This is a genomic window from Geothrix oryzisoli, from assembly GCF_022808865.1.
In the GTDB taxonomy this organism is placed as follows: Bacteria; Acidobacteriota; Holophagae; order Holophagales; family Holophagaceae; genus Geothrix; species Geothrix oryzisoli.
In genome coordinates, this window is the sequence record NZ_JAKZLB010000002.1 from 250,820 (window position 1) to 266,974 (window position 16,155).

The 16,155-nt window shown below is 68.5% G+C and carries 15 protein-coding genes; 10 read left to right on the top strand and 5 right to left on the bottom strand.

Translation table 11 applies throughout. The features are described from left to right. Positions 1–34: 34 nt before the first annotated feature. A complete protein-coding gene (locus MLE43_RS05895) occupies positions 35–1,171 on the top strand; it encodes a hypothetical protein (RefSeq protein WP_243302546.1) in 1,137 nt (378 codons plus the stop codon). A gap of 42 nt (positions 1,172–1,213) precedes the next feature. Here MLE43_RS05895 and MLE43_RS05900 read toward each other — a convergent pair whose 3' ends face one another. Then, positions 1,214–1,933: a response regulator transcription factor gene (locus MLE43_RS05900; RefSeq protein WP_243302547.1), complete on the bottom strand. Its 720-nt coding sequence runs from the start codon at positions 1,931–1,933 to the stop codon at positions 1,214–1,216. A gap of 52 nt (positions 1,934–1,985) precedes the next feature. Here MLE43_RS05900 and MLE43_RS05905 point away from each other — a divergent pair, with 52 nt between their 5' ends. Further along, positions 1,986–2,936, top strand: coding sequence for a glycosyltransferase (locus MLE43_RS05905; RefSeq protein ID WP_243302548.1), 951 nt, complete (start codon positions 1,986–1,988; stop codon positions 2,934–2,936). A gap of 14 nt (positions 2,937–2,950) precedes the next feature. On the opposite strand, the gene MLE43_RS05910 is transcribed toward MLE43_RS05905, so the two are convergent. The 3 genes from MLE43_RS05910 to MLE43_RS05920 are packed head-to-tail and all read right to left on the bottom strand — an operon-like array spanning position 2,951 to position 6,048. After that, entirely contained in the window at positions 2,951–4,363 is a 1,413-nt protein-coding gene (locus tag MLE43_RS05910) for a sensor histidine kinase (protein WP_243302549.1), read from the bottom strand. Continuing rightward, positions 4,353–5,027: a response regulator gene (locus MLE43_RS05915; protein ID WP_243302550.1), complete on the bottom strand. Its 675-nt coding sequence runs from the start codon at positions 5,025–5,027 to the stop codon at positions 4,353–4,355. Before MLE43_RS05915 ends, MLE43_RS05910 begins: the two co-directional genes overlap by 11 nt. Positions 5,028–5,049: 22 nt before the next feature. After that, on the bottom strand, positions 5,050–6,048 hold the full coding sequence (locus tag MLE43_RS05920; RefSeq protein ID WP_243302551.1) for an ABC transporter substrate-binding protein: 999 nt from the start codon (positions 6,046–6,048) through the stop codon (positions 5,050–5,052). A 232-nt stretch (positions 6,049–6,280) separates the two neighbouring features. Between MLE43_RS05920 and MLE43_RS05925 the strand changes: the two genes are divergently transcribed. From MLE43_RS05925 to MLE43_RS05950, 6 genes are all read left to right on the top strand, one after another. After that, on the top strand, positions 6,281–7,558 hold the full coding sequence (locus tag MLE43_RS05925; RefSeq protein ID WP_243302552.1) for a porin: 1,278 nt from the start codon (positions 6,281–6,283) through the stop codon (positions 7,556–7,558). Positions 7,559–7,729: 171 nt separating this feature from the next. Further along, entirely contained in the window at positions 7,730–9,496 is a 1,767-nt protein-coding gene (locus MLE43_RS05930; RefSeq protein WP_243302553.1) for an anion permease, read from the top strand. 69 nt (positions 9,497–9,565) lie between these two features. Then, positions 9,566–10,147 carry a chromate transporter gene (locus tag MLE43_RS05935; protein WP_243302554.1) on the top strand — a complete coding sequence of 194 codons (582 nt, stop codon included), beginning with the start codon at positions 9,566–9,568 and terminating at the stop codon, positions 10,145–10,147. After that, positions 10,147–10,731, top strand: a complete 585-nt coding sequence (locus tag MLE43_RS05940) for a chromate transporter (RefSeq protein ID WP_243302555.1) — start codon at positions 10,147–10,149, stop codon at positions 10,729–10,731. Before MLE43_RS05935 ends, MLE43_RS05940 begins: the two co-directional genes overlap by 1 nt. Before the next feature lie 25 nt (positions 10,732–10,756). Beyond that, positions 10,757–11,950: a CaiB/BaiF CoA transferase family protein gene (locus tag MLE43_RS05945; protein ID WP_243302556.1), complete on the top strand. Its 1,194-nt coding sequence runs from the start codon at positions 10,757–10,759 to the stop codon at positions 11,948–11,950. A gap of 10 nt (positions 11,951–11,960) precedes the next feature. Further along, positions 11,961–12,923 (top strand): hydroxymethylglutaryl-CoA lyase, encoded by a 963-nt coding sequence (locus MLE43_RS05950; protein ID WP_243302557.1) that lies wholly within the window; start codon positions 11,961–11,963, stop codon positions 12,921–12,923. A 7-nt stretch (positions 12,924–12,930) separates the two neighbouring features. Here the strand turns inward: MLE43_RS05950 and MLE43_RS05955 are convergent, their stop codons facing one another. After that, positions 12,931–13,119 carry a DNA gyrase inhibitor YacG gene (locus tag MLE43_RS05955; protein WP_243302558.1) on the bottom strand — a complete coding sequence of 63 codons (189 nt, stop codon included), beginning with the start codon at positions 13,117–13,119 and terminating at the stop codon, positions 12,931–12,933. A gap of 162 nt (positions 13,120–13,281) precedes the next feature. Between MLE43_RS05955 and dnaK the strand changes: the two genes are divergently transcribed. Further along, positions 13,282–15,180 carry a molecular chaperone DnaK gene (gene dnaK / locus MLE43_RS05960; protein WP_243302559.1) on the top strand — a complete coding sequence of 633 codons (1,899 nt, stop codon included), beginning with the start codon at positions 13,282–13,284 and terminating at the stop codon, positions 15,178–15,180. Between the two features lie 243 nt (positions 15,181–15,423). After that, entirely contained in the window at positions 15,424–15,963 is a 540-nt protein-coding gene (locus tag MLE43_RS05965) for a hypothetical protein (RefSeq protein ID WP_243302560.1), read from the top strand. The last annotated feature ends 192 nt before the right edge of the window (positions 15,964–16,155 follow it).

A 16,155-nucleotide genomic window follows, 5' to 3' on the forward strand; every position in this document is an offset into this window, starting at 1 on the left:
GGACTCTCATCGCACCCTCAACGAGGAGCCTCCTATGCAGCGCCGCTGGGTTTTGGCAGTCATCGTGGGATCGGGCCTCCTGGCCCAGACACCCCCTCCCGTACCTCCGCCCGCACCCGCCCCCGCGCCGGCCCCCGAGCCGACACCCGCTCCCGCGCCACCCCAGGCGCCCGAGCCCAAGCCCGTGGAGGTGAAGGCCGAGGCGCCCGTGGCGCCGCAGCCCGAGGCGAAGGCCTTCGATCAGCTCCGTCCCAGCCAGCGGAAGCTGGCCTACACCCTGCACCGGGCCGCCCTCTCCGCTCATGAGTTGGGCTACTACCGCAGCCACCCCAAGGCGGTGGAAGTGCGGGATGCGCTGGAGACCCTGGTGAAGGCCAAGGCCGAGCTCCCGGAAAAGGCCCAGGCCGCGCTGCCGGCCGTGGAGGCCTATCTGACGAAGGTGCACGCCAACCACGGCCTCTACGACGCCGAGGGGAAGAAACTCCTGCTGGAGGGGTCTTGGAAGGACCTCCAGATGGCGGCCCGGGCCGCCGCCAAGAGCGGCACCAAGGGCCTGGAGCCCCGGCTGCTCAAGCTCAAGGGCCTGCTCTTCGATGCGAAGGTCGACGCCACCGCCCCCACCTGGGCCGCGCCCGAGCCGCCCGCCAAGGGCAAGAAGGCCAAGGCCGCCAAGGGGCCGAAAGCACCCGAGGGCTTCGCCAACCAGAAGGCCATCACCGCCCTGTGGGTGAAGCGGGCCCAGGCCTGGGTCGACAACACCCGCCAGGAGGTGGAGGTCAAGGGCGAGAAGAAGCTGCGCAGCGTGCCGGATCCCGCGCAGACCAAGGCCCTGAATGCCCTGCTCATCTGGCTCGAGAACGAGGATCTCGACCTGCTGCGCGATCCCGGCTTCGGCTGGCTGGACCTGCGCCGGCTCGGCACCGCGCCCGGTACCGCCCTGCTGGCCCACGCCAATGACATCGCCACCTCCAAGGCCCCTGAAGGCCCTGCGGGCGAGCTGGCCCTGCTGCCGGTGCTGGAGCCCGTGATGGCGGAAAGCAAGTTCAGCAAGGGCGAGGAGAAGCGCCAGGTGCTGTCCAACGTCAAGCAGGGTGCCCCTGCCGCCAGCCTCGCCGAGCAGATGACCACCTTCGAGACGCTGGCCCGCAGCCGCGAGTTCGACGCCAAGTAGCTCTTTTTCCCGGAAAAACGGGGCGCGATGCGCCCCGTTTTTCTATTCCTCGCCCTTGCGCTGCTTCCCTTCCGGGTCGAACTGGTAGCCCACGCTGCGGATGGTGTGGACCCAGCGGGGATGGTGGGGATCCTGCTCCATCACCCGCCGGATGCGGACGATGAAGTTGTCGACGGTGCGGCTGGTGGGATAGGCGTCCTCGCCCCACACCTTGTCCAGGATGTCCGTGCGGCTCACCACCTGGCCCGGCCGCTCCATGAGCAGCCGGAGGATCATGCATTCCTTCATGCCCAGCTGGAAGGGGCCGTTGGGACCCTCGCCGCAGTAGTTGTCGAAGTCCACCCAGTGGGAGCCGTAGGCCTGCCGGCTGCTCATCTCCCGGCCCCGGTACCACGCCTCGCGCCGGAGGATGGCCCGCACCCGCAGGAGCAGCTCCCTCACCTGGAAGGGCTTGCCCAGGTAGTCGTCGGCGCCGGTCTCGAAGCCGTGCACCCGGTCGTCATCCGTGTTTTTGGCGGTGAGGAAGAGGACCGGGGTGAAGTTCTTGGCCTCCCGCACCTTCTCGCAGATGGTGAAGCCGTCCATGCCCGGCAGCATCACGTCGAGGATCACCAGGTCGAAGGTCTCCGCCAGGATCTGCTTGAGGGCCTGGTCGCCCCGGGGGATCCAGGTGCAGGCGAGGCCCTCCATCTCCAGGTTGAGCTTGATGCCCTCCGCGAGGCTGAGCTCGTCTTCCACCAGCAGGATCTTGGGCTCGGGCATGGGAAACTCCAGCAACCTGTTGATCCTACTAGAATGAGGGGTTGGAGCGCCCATGGACCCCTATCTGAGCATCGTCATCCCCATCTACAACGAGGAGGAGAACATCCCCACGCTGTGGGCGCGCCTGTCCAAGGTGCTGGCGGAGCACTTCGCAGACCCCGCGAAGCCCTGGGAGGTCGTCCTCACGGATGACGGCAGCCGGGACCGCAGCCTGGCCATGCTGGTGGACATCGCCAAGACGGAACCCCGCGTGAAGGTGGTGGAGTTCAACCGGAACTACGGCCAGCACAGCGCCATCTTCGGGGCCTTCGCCGAGGTGCAGGGCCGGATCGTGGTCACCCTGGATGCCGACCTCCAGAACCCTCCCGAGGAGATCCCCAAGCTCGTGGCCAAGGTGGAGGAGGGCTACGACGTGGTGGGCGGCTGGCGCCAGGGCCGGCAGGAGAACGACAGCTTCTTCCGGACCATGCCGAGCAAGATCGTCAATGCCGTCACCCGCAAGACCACCGGCGTGAAGCTCCACGACTACGGCTGCATGCTGCGGGCCTACAGTCGCGAAGTGGTGGACGCCATGCTGCTCTGCAAGGAGCGCTCGAGCTTCATCCCCGCGCTGGCCAACAGCTTCGCCAAGCGCATCACCGAAGTGCCCGTGGCCCACGCGGAGCGGGCCGCCGGCGAGAGCAAGTACGGCCTCTGGAAGCTCATCAACCTGCAGTTCGACCTGCTCACCAGCTTCAGCCTGATTCCCCTCCAGGCCCTCAGCGTGTTCGGTGTCATCACGGCGGGCTTCGGGTTCATCCTCTTCCTGGGCCTGGTGATCTACCGCTTCCTGCACCCGGAAGGCACGGCCCAGGGCGTGTTCACCCTGTTCGCCATCCTCTTCTTCTTCGTGGGCTGCCAGTTCATCGCCTTCGGCCTGCTGGGCGAGTACATCGGCCGCATCTACCAGGAGGTGCGTGACCGGCCCCGCTACATGGTGAAGAAGGTCCACCAGGCGAAGTAGGGCACGGACCCCGGCTATCCGGCCAGCCCGGCCGGGAAGGCCACCGTGACGACCAGGCCGGGGCCCGCGTCGGGATCCCCCAGCCGGACCTCGGCGCCCAGGGCGCGGGCCACTTCCTGGACGATGGACAGGCCCAGGCCGCACCCGGGCGTGTCGTCGCTGCCGAGCCGGCAGAACCGCTCGAACACCCGGAGGCGGTCGGCGGGGGGGATGCCCGGCCCATTGTCCTCGACGGTCAGGACAGGACCCCCCTCCGCCGTCCGGAGCGAGAGCGTGACCCGGCCGCCGGGGGGCGTGTAGCAGAGGGCGTTGTCCACGAGGTTGGCCACCAGCTCGTGGAGCATGGCGGACGGGGCGGCCAGAGTCAGGGGCCCCTCCGGGCGGTCGAAGCCGAGGTCGATGTTCCGCGACTGGGCCAGGGTCGCCTGCTCCTCGAGCACGCGCTGGGCGAGGTCCGCGAGGTCCACCCGCTCGCCGGAGCGGTGGGCCAGGGTCCCGGCCTCGGCCCGGGACAGGGTGAGCAGCTGGTTCACCAGGCGGGTGCCCTGGCGCACGCCGTCGGCCATGGCCCCCAGGGCTTCGTCCTTGAGGGCGGGATCGGCGCTGCGAAGGCCGTGGCTGGCCTGGGTCTGGAGTACGGCGAAGGGGGTGCGGAGCTGGTGGGAGGCGTTGGCGATGAAGCGGCTGCGGACCGCCATCTGGGCGTCCAGGCGCTGGATGTAGCCGTTGAGGGCCCCGACCAGGGGCTGGAGCTCCTGGGGCATGGGACCGGCCTGCAGCGGTTCGAGGGAGCCGGGCGTGCGCCGGCCCACCTCGTCCCGGAGCCGGAGGATGTCCTTCAGGCCCCGGCGCAGGGCGAACCAGATCAGGAGGCCGGCGAGGGCCAGCGTCCACAGGTCCTGGCGCAGGGTGGTGGTCCAGAGCTTGCGGACCAGCTGGTCGTGGTCCTGGAGGGTCTGGGCCACCTCGATGATCACCGGGCCCTCCGCGGGAGCTGCGAACACAGGCTGGGCGTAGGCCACCACCCGGACGGGTTCGCCCCGGACCTCCGCCTGGAAGTACACCGACTCCTCGGGCCGGGGCGCCTCGGCCGGGGACGGCAGCTCCGCATAACCCGAGAGGAGCACGCCCCTGGGCGAGGCGATGCGGTAGTACACCCGGTCCTGGGCCCTGGACTGGAACAGTTCGAGCGCCGCCGGGGGGATGGCCACGTCGAGGAGGCCATCCTCGAACTGGATCTGCTGCGCGATGATGCGCGCGGAGCCGAGCAGCAGGCGGTCCTGCACCATGTCGGCCGTGTACCGGGCCTCCCGCCGGGCCAGGGCGAGGTTCGCGAGGGCGAGGACGCCCAGGGGCACCAGCAGCCACAGCAGCAGGCGGGCCCGGAGGCTGAGGGTGGACTTGGAGTACGACCTCTTAGGCGTCATGGCGTGGCTTCAGAAGGTAGCCGAGGCCCCGGAGCGTCACGATCACCGCGTCGCCGGGTTCGAGCTTGCGGCGGAGCCGGTGGACGTAGATCTCGATGGCGTCCGGATTCACGTCCTGGTCCAGGGAGTACAGGCTCTCGGCGAGGGCCTTCTTGCTCACCGTCTTCCCGGCCTTCATCATCAGCACCTCCAGCACGGCGTGCTCCCGGGGCGTCACGGCCAGGGGCGCGCCCGCCAGGGTGAACTCGCGGCGGTTGCTGTCGTAGACCAGGGAGCCGCAGGCGAACACCGGGTCCTTCTGCTGGTTGACGCGCCGGAGCAGGGCCCGGATGCGGGCCTCCAGCTCATGCACTTCAAAGGGCTTGACCATGTAGTCGTCTGCCCCGAAATCGAGGCCCTCCACCCGGTCCCGGGTGGCGTCGAAGGCCGTGAGGATCAGCACCGGCACGGCATTGCGCCGGCTCCGGAGGCGCTTGAGGACCTCCCGGCCATCCAGGCCGGGGAGGGCCAGGTCCAGGACCACCAGGTCGTAGACCTCCGTACGGAGGAGTCCATCCGCCTCCAGGCCGTCCAGGGCGCACTCCACCGTGTACTTGTCCGCCCGCAGGGTCCGGGCCAGCCACTCGGAGAGGGCGCGGTTGTCCTCGACCAGCAGGAGTTTCATGGGCAGTGGGTTCCGGGGAGGGTCACTTGACGGCGTTCACGAATTCCAGGGTGTAGGTGCTGGCGAGATCCACGGCCTTCCCCTGCAGGGAGCGCTCCGTGTGGGTCAGGATGCGGAGGACATTGGCGGGGCCGTTGGCGGGCATCCGCCCGTCCGGGATGAAGATGGGTTTGCTGCGCGCCAGGGCCTTGATGTAGATGGCCTTATCCTGGCCGTAGTAGTCGGCGGGGACATGAGCCGCGAGCTCGGCCGCCGTGTGGCCCTGGATGTAGCGGAGGGCCTTCACCAGCGCGTTGACGAGCTTCTGCACCTCGGGCTTGTGGCGGTTCACCCAGGCCGTCTGCATGTAGAGGCAGGAGGCCGGATAGGGGCCACCCAGCGCCCTGGCCGTGTCTTCCGGCGTGCGGAGGTCCACCAGCACCCGCGCCCTGCCGCTGGCGAGCAGCCGCGAGGCCGTGGGTTCGGTGGTCATGCCGGCGCCGATGGCCCCGCCTGCCATCGCCTCGATGAACGAATCGCCCGTGCCCACGGGCTTGAAGGTCACCTGGTTCAGCCGCAGCCCCGCCGACAGGGCGAGGTAGCGGGAGAGGAACTGGGTGGACGAGCCGAGCCCGGTGACGCCGAGGGTCTGGCCGCCGAGGTCGGCCATGGTGCGCACCCTGGGCAGACGGGAGGACACCAGTTCCACTTCGCCGGGAGCCTGCGAGAACTGGACCACCGACACCACGGCCTTGCCCTGGGTCTGCATGTAGACGGTGTGATCGTAGAACCCGACCACGCCCTGGGCCCCGCCCACGAGGAGCATGTCCACCCCGCGGACGCCCGCCCATTCGCTGCGGACCTCCACCGTCAGGCCTTCCTGTTCGAAGTAGCCCAGCTGCTGGGCCAGCTTCACGGGCAGATAGATGATCTTCTCGATGCCGCCCACCATCAGGACGATGCGCTCGGCGGCGCGGCCGGGCCAAGCGGCTCCCGCCAGCAGGACAGCGGCAAGAGCAAGGGATCTGGATGGACGCGTCATGGCGGCTCCGGACCGGGTTCATGGGTCTTCCAGGATGATCGCACCGGGGCGGGTCGGAGGTCCCGCGTGACCGTACGCACATCCGGAGCCGCTGAAAGCGGGCTGAAAGGTTGGGCTCCTAGATTTCCAGTGAACCATCCCGCTTCGCCCCGATCCCTCCCCCGGGAGGCGGCCTCCGGCTGCCCATCCCTCTCGATCCCGCTGTACCCATCCCCCACACCAAGGAGTCCCCATGCACCTCCGCACTCTGGCCTGCCTGATCGCGGCCACCCTCCTCCCCGCCCAGGAGGTCGACGTTCAGGCCGAGCTGGCCCGGCAGAACGCGCGCATCGCCGAACTGGAGAAGAAGGGCAGCACCAAGGCCGAGGGCCCCGCCCTGGCCTTCCCCGAGGGCCTGACCCCCTATGTTCTGATCGACCTGACCCTGGTGGGCAAGTCCAACGCCACCGCCGATGGCCGGACCAAGGTGGACATCGGCGAGCCCTTCTTCAGCGGGAACCGGTGGGGCCTGAAGGGCCTGCTCAAGACCAACGTCGACGGACTGGACATCATCTACAAGCTGGAGAGCGAGTACTTCCTCTACGACGGTGAGCAGGGCAAGAGCAACGCCCTGTTCAACCGCGATGCCTGGGTGGGCATCAGCGGCAAGTCCTTCGGCAAGATCACCATCGGCCGCCAGAACACCCTGGCCCGGGACTTCGCCGTGATCTACTGCGACCCCTTCAACCACGCGGAAGTGAACTACGACGAGGGCGGCTGGACCAACAACTCCAACTTCAAGTCCCTGGTCTACTACGCCGGCGGCGTCAGTGTCAGCCCCGTCAACGGCGGCCCCGCCCAGACCCGCATGGACAAGGGCATCGTGTGGAAGAAGGCGAACGAGGAGGGCCTGTGCCTCGGCGCGGCCTTCGACCTGAACTACGAACCCAACACCTCGGTCCGCAACTCCACCGCCTCCTTCGCCCTGGGCTGGAACGCCCGCACCTGGCACCTGTCCGGCTTCTACACCCAGGCCAACAATGCCGGCAGCACCGCCACCAGCGCCACCTTCGCCACGGCCTCCACCGGCTACACCCAGAAGTCCATGTCCTTCGGAGGCAATGTCAACCTGACCCCCGCCCTGAAGATCAATGCGGGCTACTTCCACTACACCGCCGAGCAGGGTACGGGCCACCCGGACCGCTCCGACAATGCCTACACCTTGTCCGGTTCGTACAAGCTGAACCCGAAGTGGACCCTGTATGCCGGTCTCCAGTCCATCCGGGTCGAGAACGCGGGCATGGCCACGGCCACGGGCGGCATCCCCAATGCCTTCACCAACGGTGCCAACGCCGCCTTCTACACCATGGGCGGCAAGGACTCCATCTACGCCGCTGTGCGGCGCCACCTGAACAAGAAGATCGAGGCCTACGCCGTCTACGACTACATGAAGCTGAAGGACGCCTACTACATCAACACCCGCCAGGGCCAGGCCGAGTACGGCCTCGGCCTGCGGATCTCCGCGCTCTAGATGGCAGGGGGAGGCAGGGTCCCATGACGGGGACCCTGCCGGCCGCCGGGCCCGGCCCTGCCGGGTCCGGCGAGTTCCCCGCCACCGGGGGCGCCCACCTCAGCGCACCTACTGCACCACCGATCCCCAAACCCGGCGCCGGACCTCCGGCCCTTTCTCGCGGGCAGCAACATGTCGAACCCAGATCCCAAGGGCCGCGGCTGGCAGGGCGCCAAGCCCATGCAGCTCCTGGTCACCCTAGCCGTCGGATGTCTCCTCTACTTCGGCCTGCCGAAGATCGCCCGGATTCCCGACGCGAAGTTGTTCGCGGGCGCCGCCGCGGCCAAGGCCAAACCCGGCGACAAGGCCGCGAAGCCCGGCGAGAAGGCGGCCAAGCCCGCCGACAAGCCCAAGCCCGTGGAGGCCAGGACGGCCGAGCCCAAGGCTGAGCCCAAGCCGGCGGCCGCGGCCAAGAAGCCGAGCGCCAGGGAGCTCGAGGTCCAGCGCATCGAGGCCGAAGCCAAGCTCAAGTTCGAAGCCGCCGCCAAGGCCAAGGCGGACGCCGAGGCCAAGGTGAAGGCGGAAGCGGACGCCAAGGCAAAAGCCGAGGCCGAGAAGGTCCGCCAGGCGGACTGGATCCGCGGGCTGCACCTCTTCGCCATCTTCGTGGCCACCATCCTCGGCATCATCCTGAGGCCGCTGCCCATGGGCGCCGTGGCCATGGTGGGCGTGGGCCTCACGGCCATCACGGGGACCCTGCCCATCGGCGACAGTCTCAGCGGCTTCGCCGAGAAGACGCTCTGGCTCATCATCGTGGCCTTCATGTTCGCCCGGGGCTTCATCAAGACGGGCCTGGGCACGCGCATCGCCTACTTCTTCATGCGCCTGCTGGGCAAGCGCACCCTGGGCCTGGCCTACGGCTTCGCCGCCACCGAGTTCGTGCTGGCACCCGTGGTGCCCAGCAACACCGCCCGCACCGCCGGCATCATCATGCCCATCATGCGCTCCCTGGCCCGGGCCTACGGCAGCAACCCCGAGGACGGCACCGCCCGCAAGATCGGCGCCTACCTCACCATGACCTGCTTCAACCTGGACCTCATCGTCAGCGCCATGTTCCTCACGGCCATGGCCGCCAACCCCATGACCCAGAAGTTCGCCGCGGACTTCGGCATCAACATCACCTGGAACAGCTGGTTCGTGGCCGCCATCGTCCCTGGCCTCGTGGGCCTGCTGGTGATTCCCTTCTTCTTCTACAAGCTCTACAAGCCCGAGATCACCGAAACGCCCGAGGCGGTGGAGATGGCCACGGCCAAGCTGAAGGAGATGGGCCGGCCTTCCATGGCCGAGTGGCTGATGGTTGCCGTGTTCGGATTCGTGCTGGTGCTCTGGGTCATCGGCGAGAAGACCTTCGGCATCGACGGCACCACCGCGGCTCTGCTGGGCCTGGCCCTGCTGCTGCTCACGGGCGTGCTGACCTGGAAGGACGTCCTGGAGGAGCACAATGCCTGGGACGTGCTCATCTGGACCGGTGGTCTGATCATGATGGCGGGCTTCCTCAACAAGCTGGGCATGATCCCCTGGTTCAGCAAGGTGGTGGGCGCCTCCATGGCGGGCCACAGCTGGCAGTTCGGGTTCCTGGTCCTGGCCGTGACCTACTTCTACGCCCACTACTTCTTCGCCAGCATGACGGCCCACGCCGGCGCCATGTATGCGGCCTTCCTCGGCGTGGCCATCACGCTCGGCGCGCCGCCCATGCTCGCCGCGCTCGTGCTGTGCTTCTTCTCCAACCTGCACGCCAGCATGACCCACTACGGCACGGGCCCCGCCCCGGCCATGTTCGGTCTGGGCTACGTGCCCATCGGCACCTGGTGGCGCCTCGGCTTCATGGTCAGCGTCGTGAACATCCTCATCTGGGTGGTCGTCGGCGGTGCCTGGTGGAAGGTGCTGCACCTCTGGTAGGTTGCAGTCACCGAGAGGGGCCCGTCTGGCGCGGGTCCCTCTCACGCTTCCTGTTCCCAGCGGATGACCATGACCGAACGCGAGACCCTCCCCGAGGATCAACCAGGGCCCCGGTCCCTGACGGACCTCTTCCTCACCTTCACCTGGCTGGCCGTGCAGGGCTTCGGCGGCGTGATGGCCGTGGCGCACCGGGAGCTGGTCGAGCGGAAGCGGTGGCTCACCCAGGCCGCCTTCGTCGAGGAATGGGCCGTGGCCCAGATCATGCCCGGCCCCAACGTCATGAACCTCTCGCTGGTCATCGGCGGCCGGCGCTTCGGCTGGCGCGGCGCCCTCGCCGCCATGGCCGGGATGCTCGCGCTGCCGCTGGGGCTGGTCCTGCTGCTGGCCCTGGCCTACGGCCGGTTCGGCGGGCATCCCGCCGTGGCCCGGGCCCTGCGCGGGATGGGCGCCGTGGCCGCGGGGCTGATCCTGGCGGCGGGCCTGCGCCTCTTCGGGGCGCTGCGGGCCCATCCCCTCGGCGGGGCCACCTGCGGGGCCCTGGCCGTGGGCGCTTTCGGAGGGGTGGCGCTGCTGCACTGGCCCATGCCCTTCATCCTGCTCGGACTCGGCACCGTCGCGTGTGCGGCCACCTACGCCCGGCTGGATCCGTGATGGCCGGCCCGGGACCGCTCGCCCTCCATGGGTGGGACTGGCTGCAGCTGCTCGGCCACTTCCTCCTGCTCTCGCTGCTGTCCGTGGGCGGCGCCCTCACCACGGCGCCGGAGATGCACCGCTACCTGGTGCTCCAGCAGCGGTGGCTCAGCGAGACCCAGTTCAGCAGTTCCATCACGCTCGCGCAGGCCGCGCCGGGCCCGAACATCCTCTTCGTGGCCCTCCTGGGCTGGAACCTGGGCATGAACTCCGGCGGGCCGCTGCTGGCGCTGGCCGGGGTGGTCCTATCCCTCACGGGCATCCTCCTGCCCAGCACCGTCGTCACGCACCTGGCCTCCCAGTGGGGGCACCGGAACCGGCACCTCCGGGCGGTGCGGGCCTTCAAGCAGGGGATGGCCCCCGTCGTCATCGGCCTCATGCTGGCCACCGGCTGGATCCTCGCCCGCGCCTCCCAGGCGGGCGGCCGGGGCTGGCCCCTGTGGCTGCTCACCGCCACCACGGCGCTGCTGATCTGGCGCACGCGGCTCCACGTGCTCTGGCTCCTGGCCGCTGGCGCGCTCCTCGGCATCCTCGGCGTGGTCTAGACCCCGCCCCTCTCACGAGTCCTCCATGCAGCCCTCCGTCCTCAGCGGCATCCGCGTCCTCGAACTGGGCCAGCTCATCGCCGGACCCTTCGCGGCCAAGATCCTCGGCGAGTTCGGGGCCGAGGTCGTCAAGATCGAGCCGCCGGGCGCGGGCGACCCCCTGCGCAAGTGGCGCCTGCTGAAGGATGGCACCTCCGTCTGGTGGCAGGTGCAGTCGCGCAACAAACAGTCCGTGGCCCTGGACCTGCGGCAGCCCGAGGCCCAGGCCATCGTCCGCGACCTGGCGAAGGAGGCGGACGTCCTCATCGAGAACTTCCGCCCGGGCACCCTCGAAGGCTGGGGCCTGGGCTGGGAGGAGCTGCACGCCCTCAACCCCGGCCTCGTGATGCTGCGGATCTCCGGCTACGGCCAGACGGGGCCCTACCGCGACCGCCCGGGCTTCGGCGTCATCGGTGAGGCCATGGGCGGCCTGCGTCACCTCACGGCCGAGCCCGGCCGCACGCCCGTGCGGGTGGGCGTGTCCATCGGCGACTCCCTGGCGGGCCTGCACGGCGCCCTCGGCGTGCTGCTGGCGCTCTACCACCGCAAGGCGAATGGCGGCGAGGGGCAGGTCATCGACGTGGCTCTCTACGAGGCCGTCTTCCACATGATGGAGAGCCTGCTGCCCGAGTACAGCGCCTTCGGCGTGGTGCGGGAGCCCTCGGGCAGCGCCCTGCCGGGCATCGCACCCACCAACGCCTACCGCTGCGCGGACGGCGGCTTCGCCCTCATCGCGGGCAACGGCGACGGCATCTTCAAGCGCCTGATGGTCCGCATCGGCCGGGAGGATCTGGCCGAGGATCCCGGGCTGGCGGGCAACGAGGGTCGCGCCGCCCGGGCCGCGGAGCTGGATGCGGCCATCGGCGCCTGGTCGGCCACGCGGTCGCTCGACGAGGTGCTCGCGGCCCTGGACGAGGCCCGGGTGCCCGCGGGGCGCATCTACAACGCCCGGGACATTGCCGAGGATCCGCATTACCGGTCCCGGGACATGATCCTCCAGGCCCGCCTGCCCGACGGCCAGTCCCTCGAGGTCCCCGGCATCGTGCCCAAGCTGAGCCTCACGCCGGGCCGGGTGGAACGCCCCGCGCCGGCCCTGGGGGCCGATACGGAGGCCGTGCTGCGCCGGGCGGGCGTGTCGGACTCAGCCATGACGGAACTGCGCGCCAAGGGCGTGATCTGAGGAGGATCCGATGTTCGAGACACGCTCGTCCCAGCAGCTGTTCATCCAGGAAGTGGGACCCCGCGACGGGCTCCAGATCGAGGATCGCTTCGTCCCCACGGCCGACAAGATCGAGCTGATCGACGCCCTGAGCCTCTGCGGCCTGGCGAAGATCGAGGTCACCTCCTTCACCTCGCCCAAGGCCATCCCCGCCCTGGCGGACGCCGACGAGGTCATGCGCGGGATCCGCCGCGTCCCTGGCGTGGTCTACACGGCCCTGGTGCCGAACGCGCGGGGCGCCGAGCGGGCCCTCGCCGCGGGGACGGACGAGCTGAACCTGGTGATGTCTGCCAGCGAGACCCACAACCTGCTCAACCTCCGCATGACCCGGGAGCAGTCCGCGGCGCGGCTCCTGGAGGTGGTGGACCTGGCCAGGGGAACTGGCGCGGGCCTGAGCGTGTCGATCTCCACCAGTTTCGGCTGCCCCATGGAGGGCGCGGTTCCCGAAGCCACGGTGCTGGGCCTCGCCGAGCGGTTCCTGGCCCGGGGCGTGGCGGGCATCACCCTCTGCGACACCACGGGCATGGCCCATCCCGGCCAGGTGGCCGCCCTCTGCGGGGCCTTCCGGGCGCGGTTCCCGGAGGCCGAGCTGACGGTCCACCTCCATAACACCCGGGGCATGGGGCTGGCGAATGCCCTGGCCGCCGCGGAAGCGGGGGTGGTGTGCTTCGACGCCTCCCTGGGCGGGCTGGGGGGCTGCCCCTATGCCCCCGGCGCCACGGGGAACGTCTGCACCGAGGACCTGGTCCACATGTTCCAGGCCATGGGCCTCCCGGTGGCCGTGGACCTGCCGCGGCTCCTTGCGGCCGCCCGCAGCCTGCCGGAGCTGGTGGGCCACGATGTGCCCGGCCAGGTGCTGCACGCGGGGCGCAGTCGGGACCTGCATCCGGCGCCCGCCAGCCTGGAGGAGATCCGGGCCCGGGCCCTGGCCTGAGGCTGGATCAGTCGCCCTCGCCCTCGCCGCTCCAGCCTTCGCCGTCTTCCTCCTGGGGCTTTTCCGGGATGCGGTAGCTCTCGGTGGCCCAGGCCCCCAGATCGCGGAGCCGGCAGCGCTCCGAGCAGAAGGGCTTGAAGGGGTTCCCCTCCCAGGAGGTGGGGGTGCGGCAGGTGGGGCAGGGGCGAAGCGTCATGATGTCAGCATATCTCCCGATGGATTTTATTCAATCACGAAGAAAATATGAGTCAAAAATAGAAGATCGTATTGACGAGGGACTTCTTTCCTCTATCCTAGAGGGACAGGGTGGGCGCCGCCCGGCCTGTCCCCCACAGCCACCCTCAGAAGGAGCGACCCCATGGGCAAGATCATCGGCATTGACCTCGGCACCACCAACAGCTGCGTGGCCGTCATGGAAGGCGGGCAGCCCAAGGTGATCCCGAACCCCGAGGGTGCGGACACCACGCCCTCCGTGGTGGGCTTCAACCCCAAGACCAGCGAGCGGCTGGTGGGCGCCCCGGCCAAGCGCCAGGCCGTGGCCCAGCCCAAGAGCACCATCTATTCCATCAAGCGGTTCATGGGCCTCCCCTACGCCGACTCCGACAAGGAGCAGAAGCTCGTCCCCTACACGGTGGAGCGCGCCGACAAGGGCGGCTGCGCCGTGGTGGTGAACGGCAAGCACCTCAGCCCCGAGGAGATCAGCGCCGCGGTGCTGACCAAGATGAAGGAGGCCGCCGAGGCCTACCTGGGCGAGAAGGTCACCGAGGCCGTCATCACCGTGCCCGCCTACTTCAACGACGCCCAGCGGCAGGCCACCAAGGACGCCGGCGCCATCGCGGGCCTGGATGTGAAGCGCATCGTCAACGAGCCCACGGCCGCGGCCCTGGCCTACGGCCTGGACAAGAAGAAGGACGGCACCATCGCCGTGTTCGACTTCGGCGGCGGCACCTTCGACATCAGCATCCTCGAAGTCTCCGAAGGCGTGGTCGAGGTGAAGTCCACCAACGGCGACACGCACCTGGGCGGCGACAACGTGGACCAGGCCATCATCGATTGGCTGGCGGACGAGTTCCAGAAGGCCGAGGGCATCGACCTCCGCAAGCAGGCCGACGCCATGCAGCGCCTCAAGGAGGCCGCCGAGAAGGCCAAGATCGAGCTCTCCAGCACCACCCAGACCGACATCAGCCTGCCCTACATCACGGCGGACGCCAGCGGCCCCAAGCACGTCAACCAGACGCTCTCCCGCGCCAAGTTCGAGTTGATGATCGAGCCCATCCTGCAGAAGCTCAAGGGCCCCTGCGAGAACGCGGTGAAGGACGCCAAGCTGGCCCACCACGAGATCGACGAAGTGATCATGGTGGGCGGCTCCACCCGCATCCCCCGGGTGCTGGAGCTGGTGAAGCAGATCTTCGGCAAGGACCCCAACCACAGCGTGAACCCCGACGAGGTCGTGGCCCTGGGCGCCGCCGTGCAGGCGGGCGTGCTGGCGGGCGACGTGAAGGGCGTGCTGCTCCTGGACGTGACGCCGCTCAGCCTGGGCATCAACGCCAACGGCGGCCAGATGAGCGTCATCATCCCGCGCAACACCACCATCCCCACCAAGCGCAGCGAGATCTACACCACCGCCGTGGACAACCAGCCCGGCGTGGACATCGAAGTGTTCCAGGGTGAGCGCCCCGTGGTGGAGGGCAACAAGCTGCTGGGCCAGTTCCACCTCGGCAACATCGCGCCCGCGCCGCGCGGCATGCCGCAGATCGAGGTCACCTTCGACATCGACGCCAACGGCATCGTCCACGTCACGGCCAAGGACAAGGGCACGGGCAAGGACGCCAGCATCACGCTGACGGGCAGCACCGGCCTCTCCAAGGAGGAGATCGACGCCAAGGTGAAGGACGCCGAGGCCCACAAGGCCGACGACGAGGCCCGCAAGGCCCTGCTGGAGGAGAAGAACCACCTCGACCAGATGGTCTACCAGGTGGAGAAGCTCCTGAAGGACAGCGGCGACAAGCTGCCCGAGGCCGACAAGAAGGAGGCCGAGGAGGCCATCGTCGAGGCCAAGGCCGCCCTGGCCAGCCTGGACCAGGAGCGCATCAAGAAGGCCCTGGAGGGGCTCACCGCCAAGAGCCACAAGCTGGCGGAAAGCCTCTACAAGCAGGAGCCTCCCCAGGACGGCGGGGCCACCCCCGGCGCGCCCGGCGCCCAGCCCGGCGACAAGAAGGGCGACGACAACGTCATTGACGCTGAAGTGGTGAGTTGATTCTGTCCGGGGGGGCTGTGCAGCGCAGCCTCCCCGGCCCTTGCGCAGAGGTTCTGCGGAGCCCGGATTCCGGTATTTGACAGGTTGTAGCGCAAGCAGGCGGCTAACGTGTAGCCGACCGCCGAGTCGCCGCACGTGGTGCCAGGACCCAGCAAGAATCTGGTGTCCCAGGTTGTCCTTGAGCTCTTCGATATATGGGCAATAATGGCACCATCAAAACCATATAATACGGGGAGGTCGTGCATGCAACCGAGAGCCCGAATCACCTTTCTTGCACTCAGCGTTGTTCTGCTGCCTTCTTGCAAGCGCCCCGATCCAACGGGCTCAGAAGCCGCCTCAAGCCAGATGTACGTGATGAAGAAAGACGAAAAACCCTTCCTCCGGGAGTTTCCGCAATACGTGGTGTGTCAGCCCATCAAGCCGGATGTCAAATGGGAAGAACTCGAGGCCGAGGTGAAAGCGTCTGACGCTCGACACGCGGCCTTCCTCGAATTTCGGTCCCTGTACCAAGCGGGAGATGAGGTCCTCAGTTGGACAGACCAGAAGGGGTTCATCCAATCCAAGGCACCCGAATCGCTGGTCCATCTGGATCCAGACGACCCGTACGGCCATCGGTGGACCCCGTTGAGTGCGAAGTATCGCTCCAAGGAACCCACGTACGGTTCTGTGCCACCGGCCGGGACTGTGCTGACCTTTCGCAAGATCCCCCGCGGGGTCTGCCTCATGCGGAATCATGAAGTGGTGGCCATCCTGATCCTGGGTGTCCACGAGTCGTCCCGTTAATTCCCAGTCCGTTCACGCCCCGGCCCCGCTGAACCCACAGGCCCGGAACCTCCGACTGCGATGGTCCGCCCTGCGTCCGTCTTTCGCAGGTCGTGTCGCCCATCCGCGCAGCAATCCGAGCCGGGAACCTCGGATCAACAACTGCGGATGGAGGGAATCCGGCCTCTCCCTTTTTTTCGCGAATCAAATCTT

Coding starts and splice junctions, on each gene's coding strand:
- MLE43_RS05895 (WP_243302546.1), top strand. CDS start 35: ATGCAGCGCCGCTGGGTTTTGGCAGTCATCGTGGGATCGGGCCTCCTG.
- MLE43_RS05900 (WP_243302547.1), bottom strand. CDS start 1,933: ATGCCCGAGCCCAAGATCCTGCTGGTGGAAGACGAGCTCAGCCTCGCG.
- MLE43_RS05905 (WP_243302548.1), top strand. CDS start 1,986: ATGGACCCCTATCTGAGCATCGTCATCCCCATCTACAACGAGGAGGAG.
- MLE43_RS05910 (WP_243302549.1), bottom strand. CDS start 4,363: ATGACGCCTAAGAGGTCGTACTCCAAGTCCACCCTCAGCCTCCGGGCC.
- MLE43_RS05915 (WP_243302550.1), bottom strand. CDS start 5,027: ATGAAACTCCTGCTGGTCGAGGACAACCGCGCCCTCTCCGAGTGGCTG.
- MLE43_RS05920 (WP_243302551.1), bottom strand. CDS start 6,048: ATGACGCGTCCATCCAGATCCCTTGCTCTTGCCGCTGTCCTGCTGGCG.
- MLE43_RS05925 (WP_243302552.1), top strand. CDS start 6,281: ATGCACCTCCGCACTCTGGCCTGCCTGATCGCGGCCACCCTCCTCCCC.
- MLE43_RS05930 (WP_243302553.1), top strand. CDS start 7,730: ATGTCGAACCCAGATCCCAAGGGCCGCGGCTGGCAGGGCGCCAAGCCC.
- MLE43_RS05935 (WP_243302554.1), top strand. CDS start 9,566: ATGACCGAACGCGAGACCCTCCCCGAGGATCAACCAGGGCCCCGGTCC.
- MLE43_RS05940 (WP_243302555.1), top strand. CDS start 10,147: ATGGCCGGCCCGGGACCGCTCGCCCTCCATGGGTGGGACTGGCTGCAG.
- MLE43_RS05945 (WP_243302556.1), top strand. CDS start 10,757: ATGCAGCCCTCCGTCCTCAGCGGCATCCGCGTCCTCGAACTGGGCCAG.
- MLE43_RS05950 (WP_243302557.1), top strand. CDS start 11,961: ATGTTCGAGACACGCTCGTCCCAGCAGCTGTTCATCCAGGAAGTGGGA.
- MLE43_RS05955 (WP_243302558.1), bottom strand. CDS start 13,119: ATGACGCTTCGCCCCTGCCCCACCTGCCGCACCCCCACCTCCTGGGAG.
- dnaK (WP_243302559.1), top strand. CDS start 13,282: ATGGGCAAGATCATCGGCATTGACCTCGGCACCACCAACAGCTGCGTG.
- MLE43_RS05965 (WP_243302560.1), top strand. CDS start 15,424: ATGCAACCGAGAGCCCGAATCACCTTTCTTGCACTCAGCGTTGTTCTG.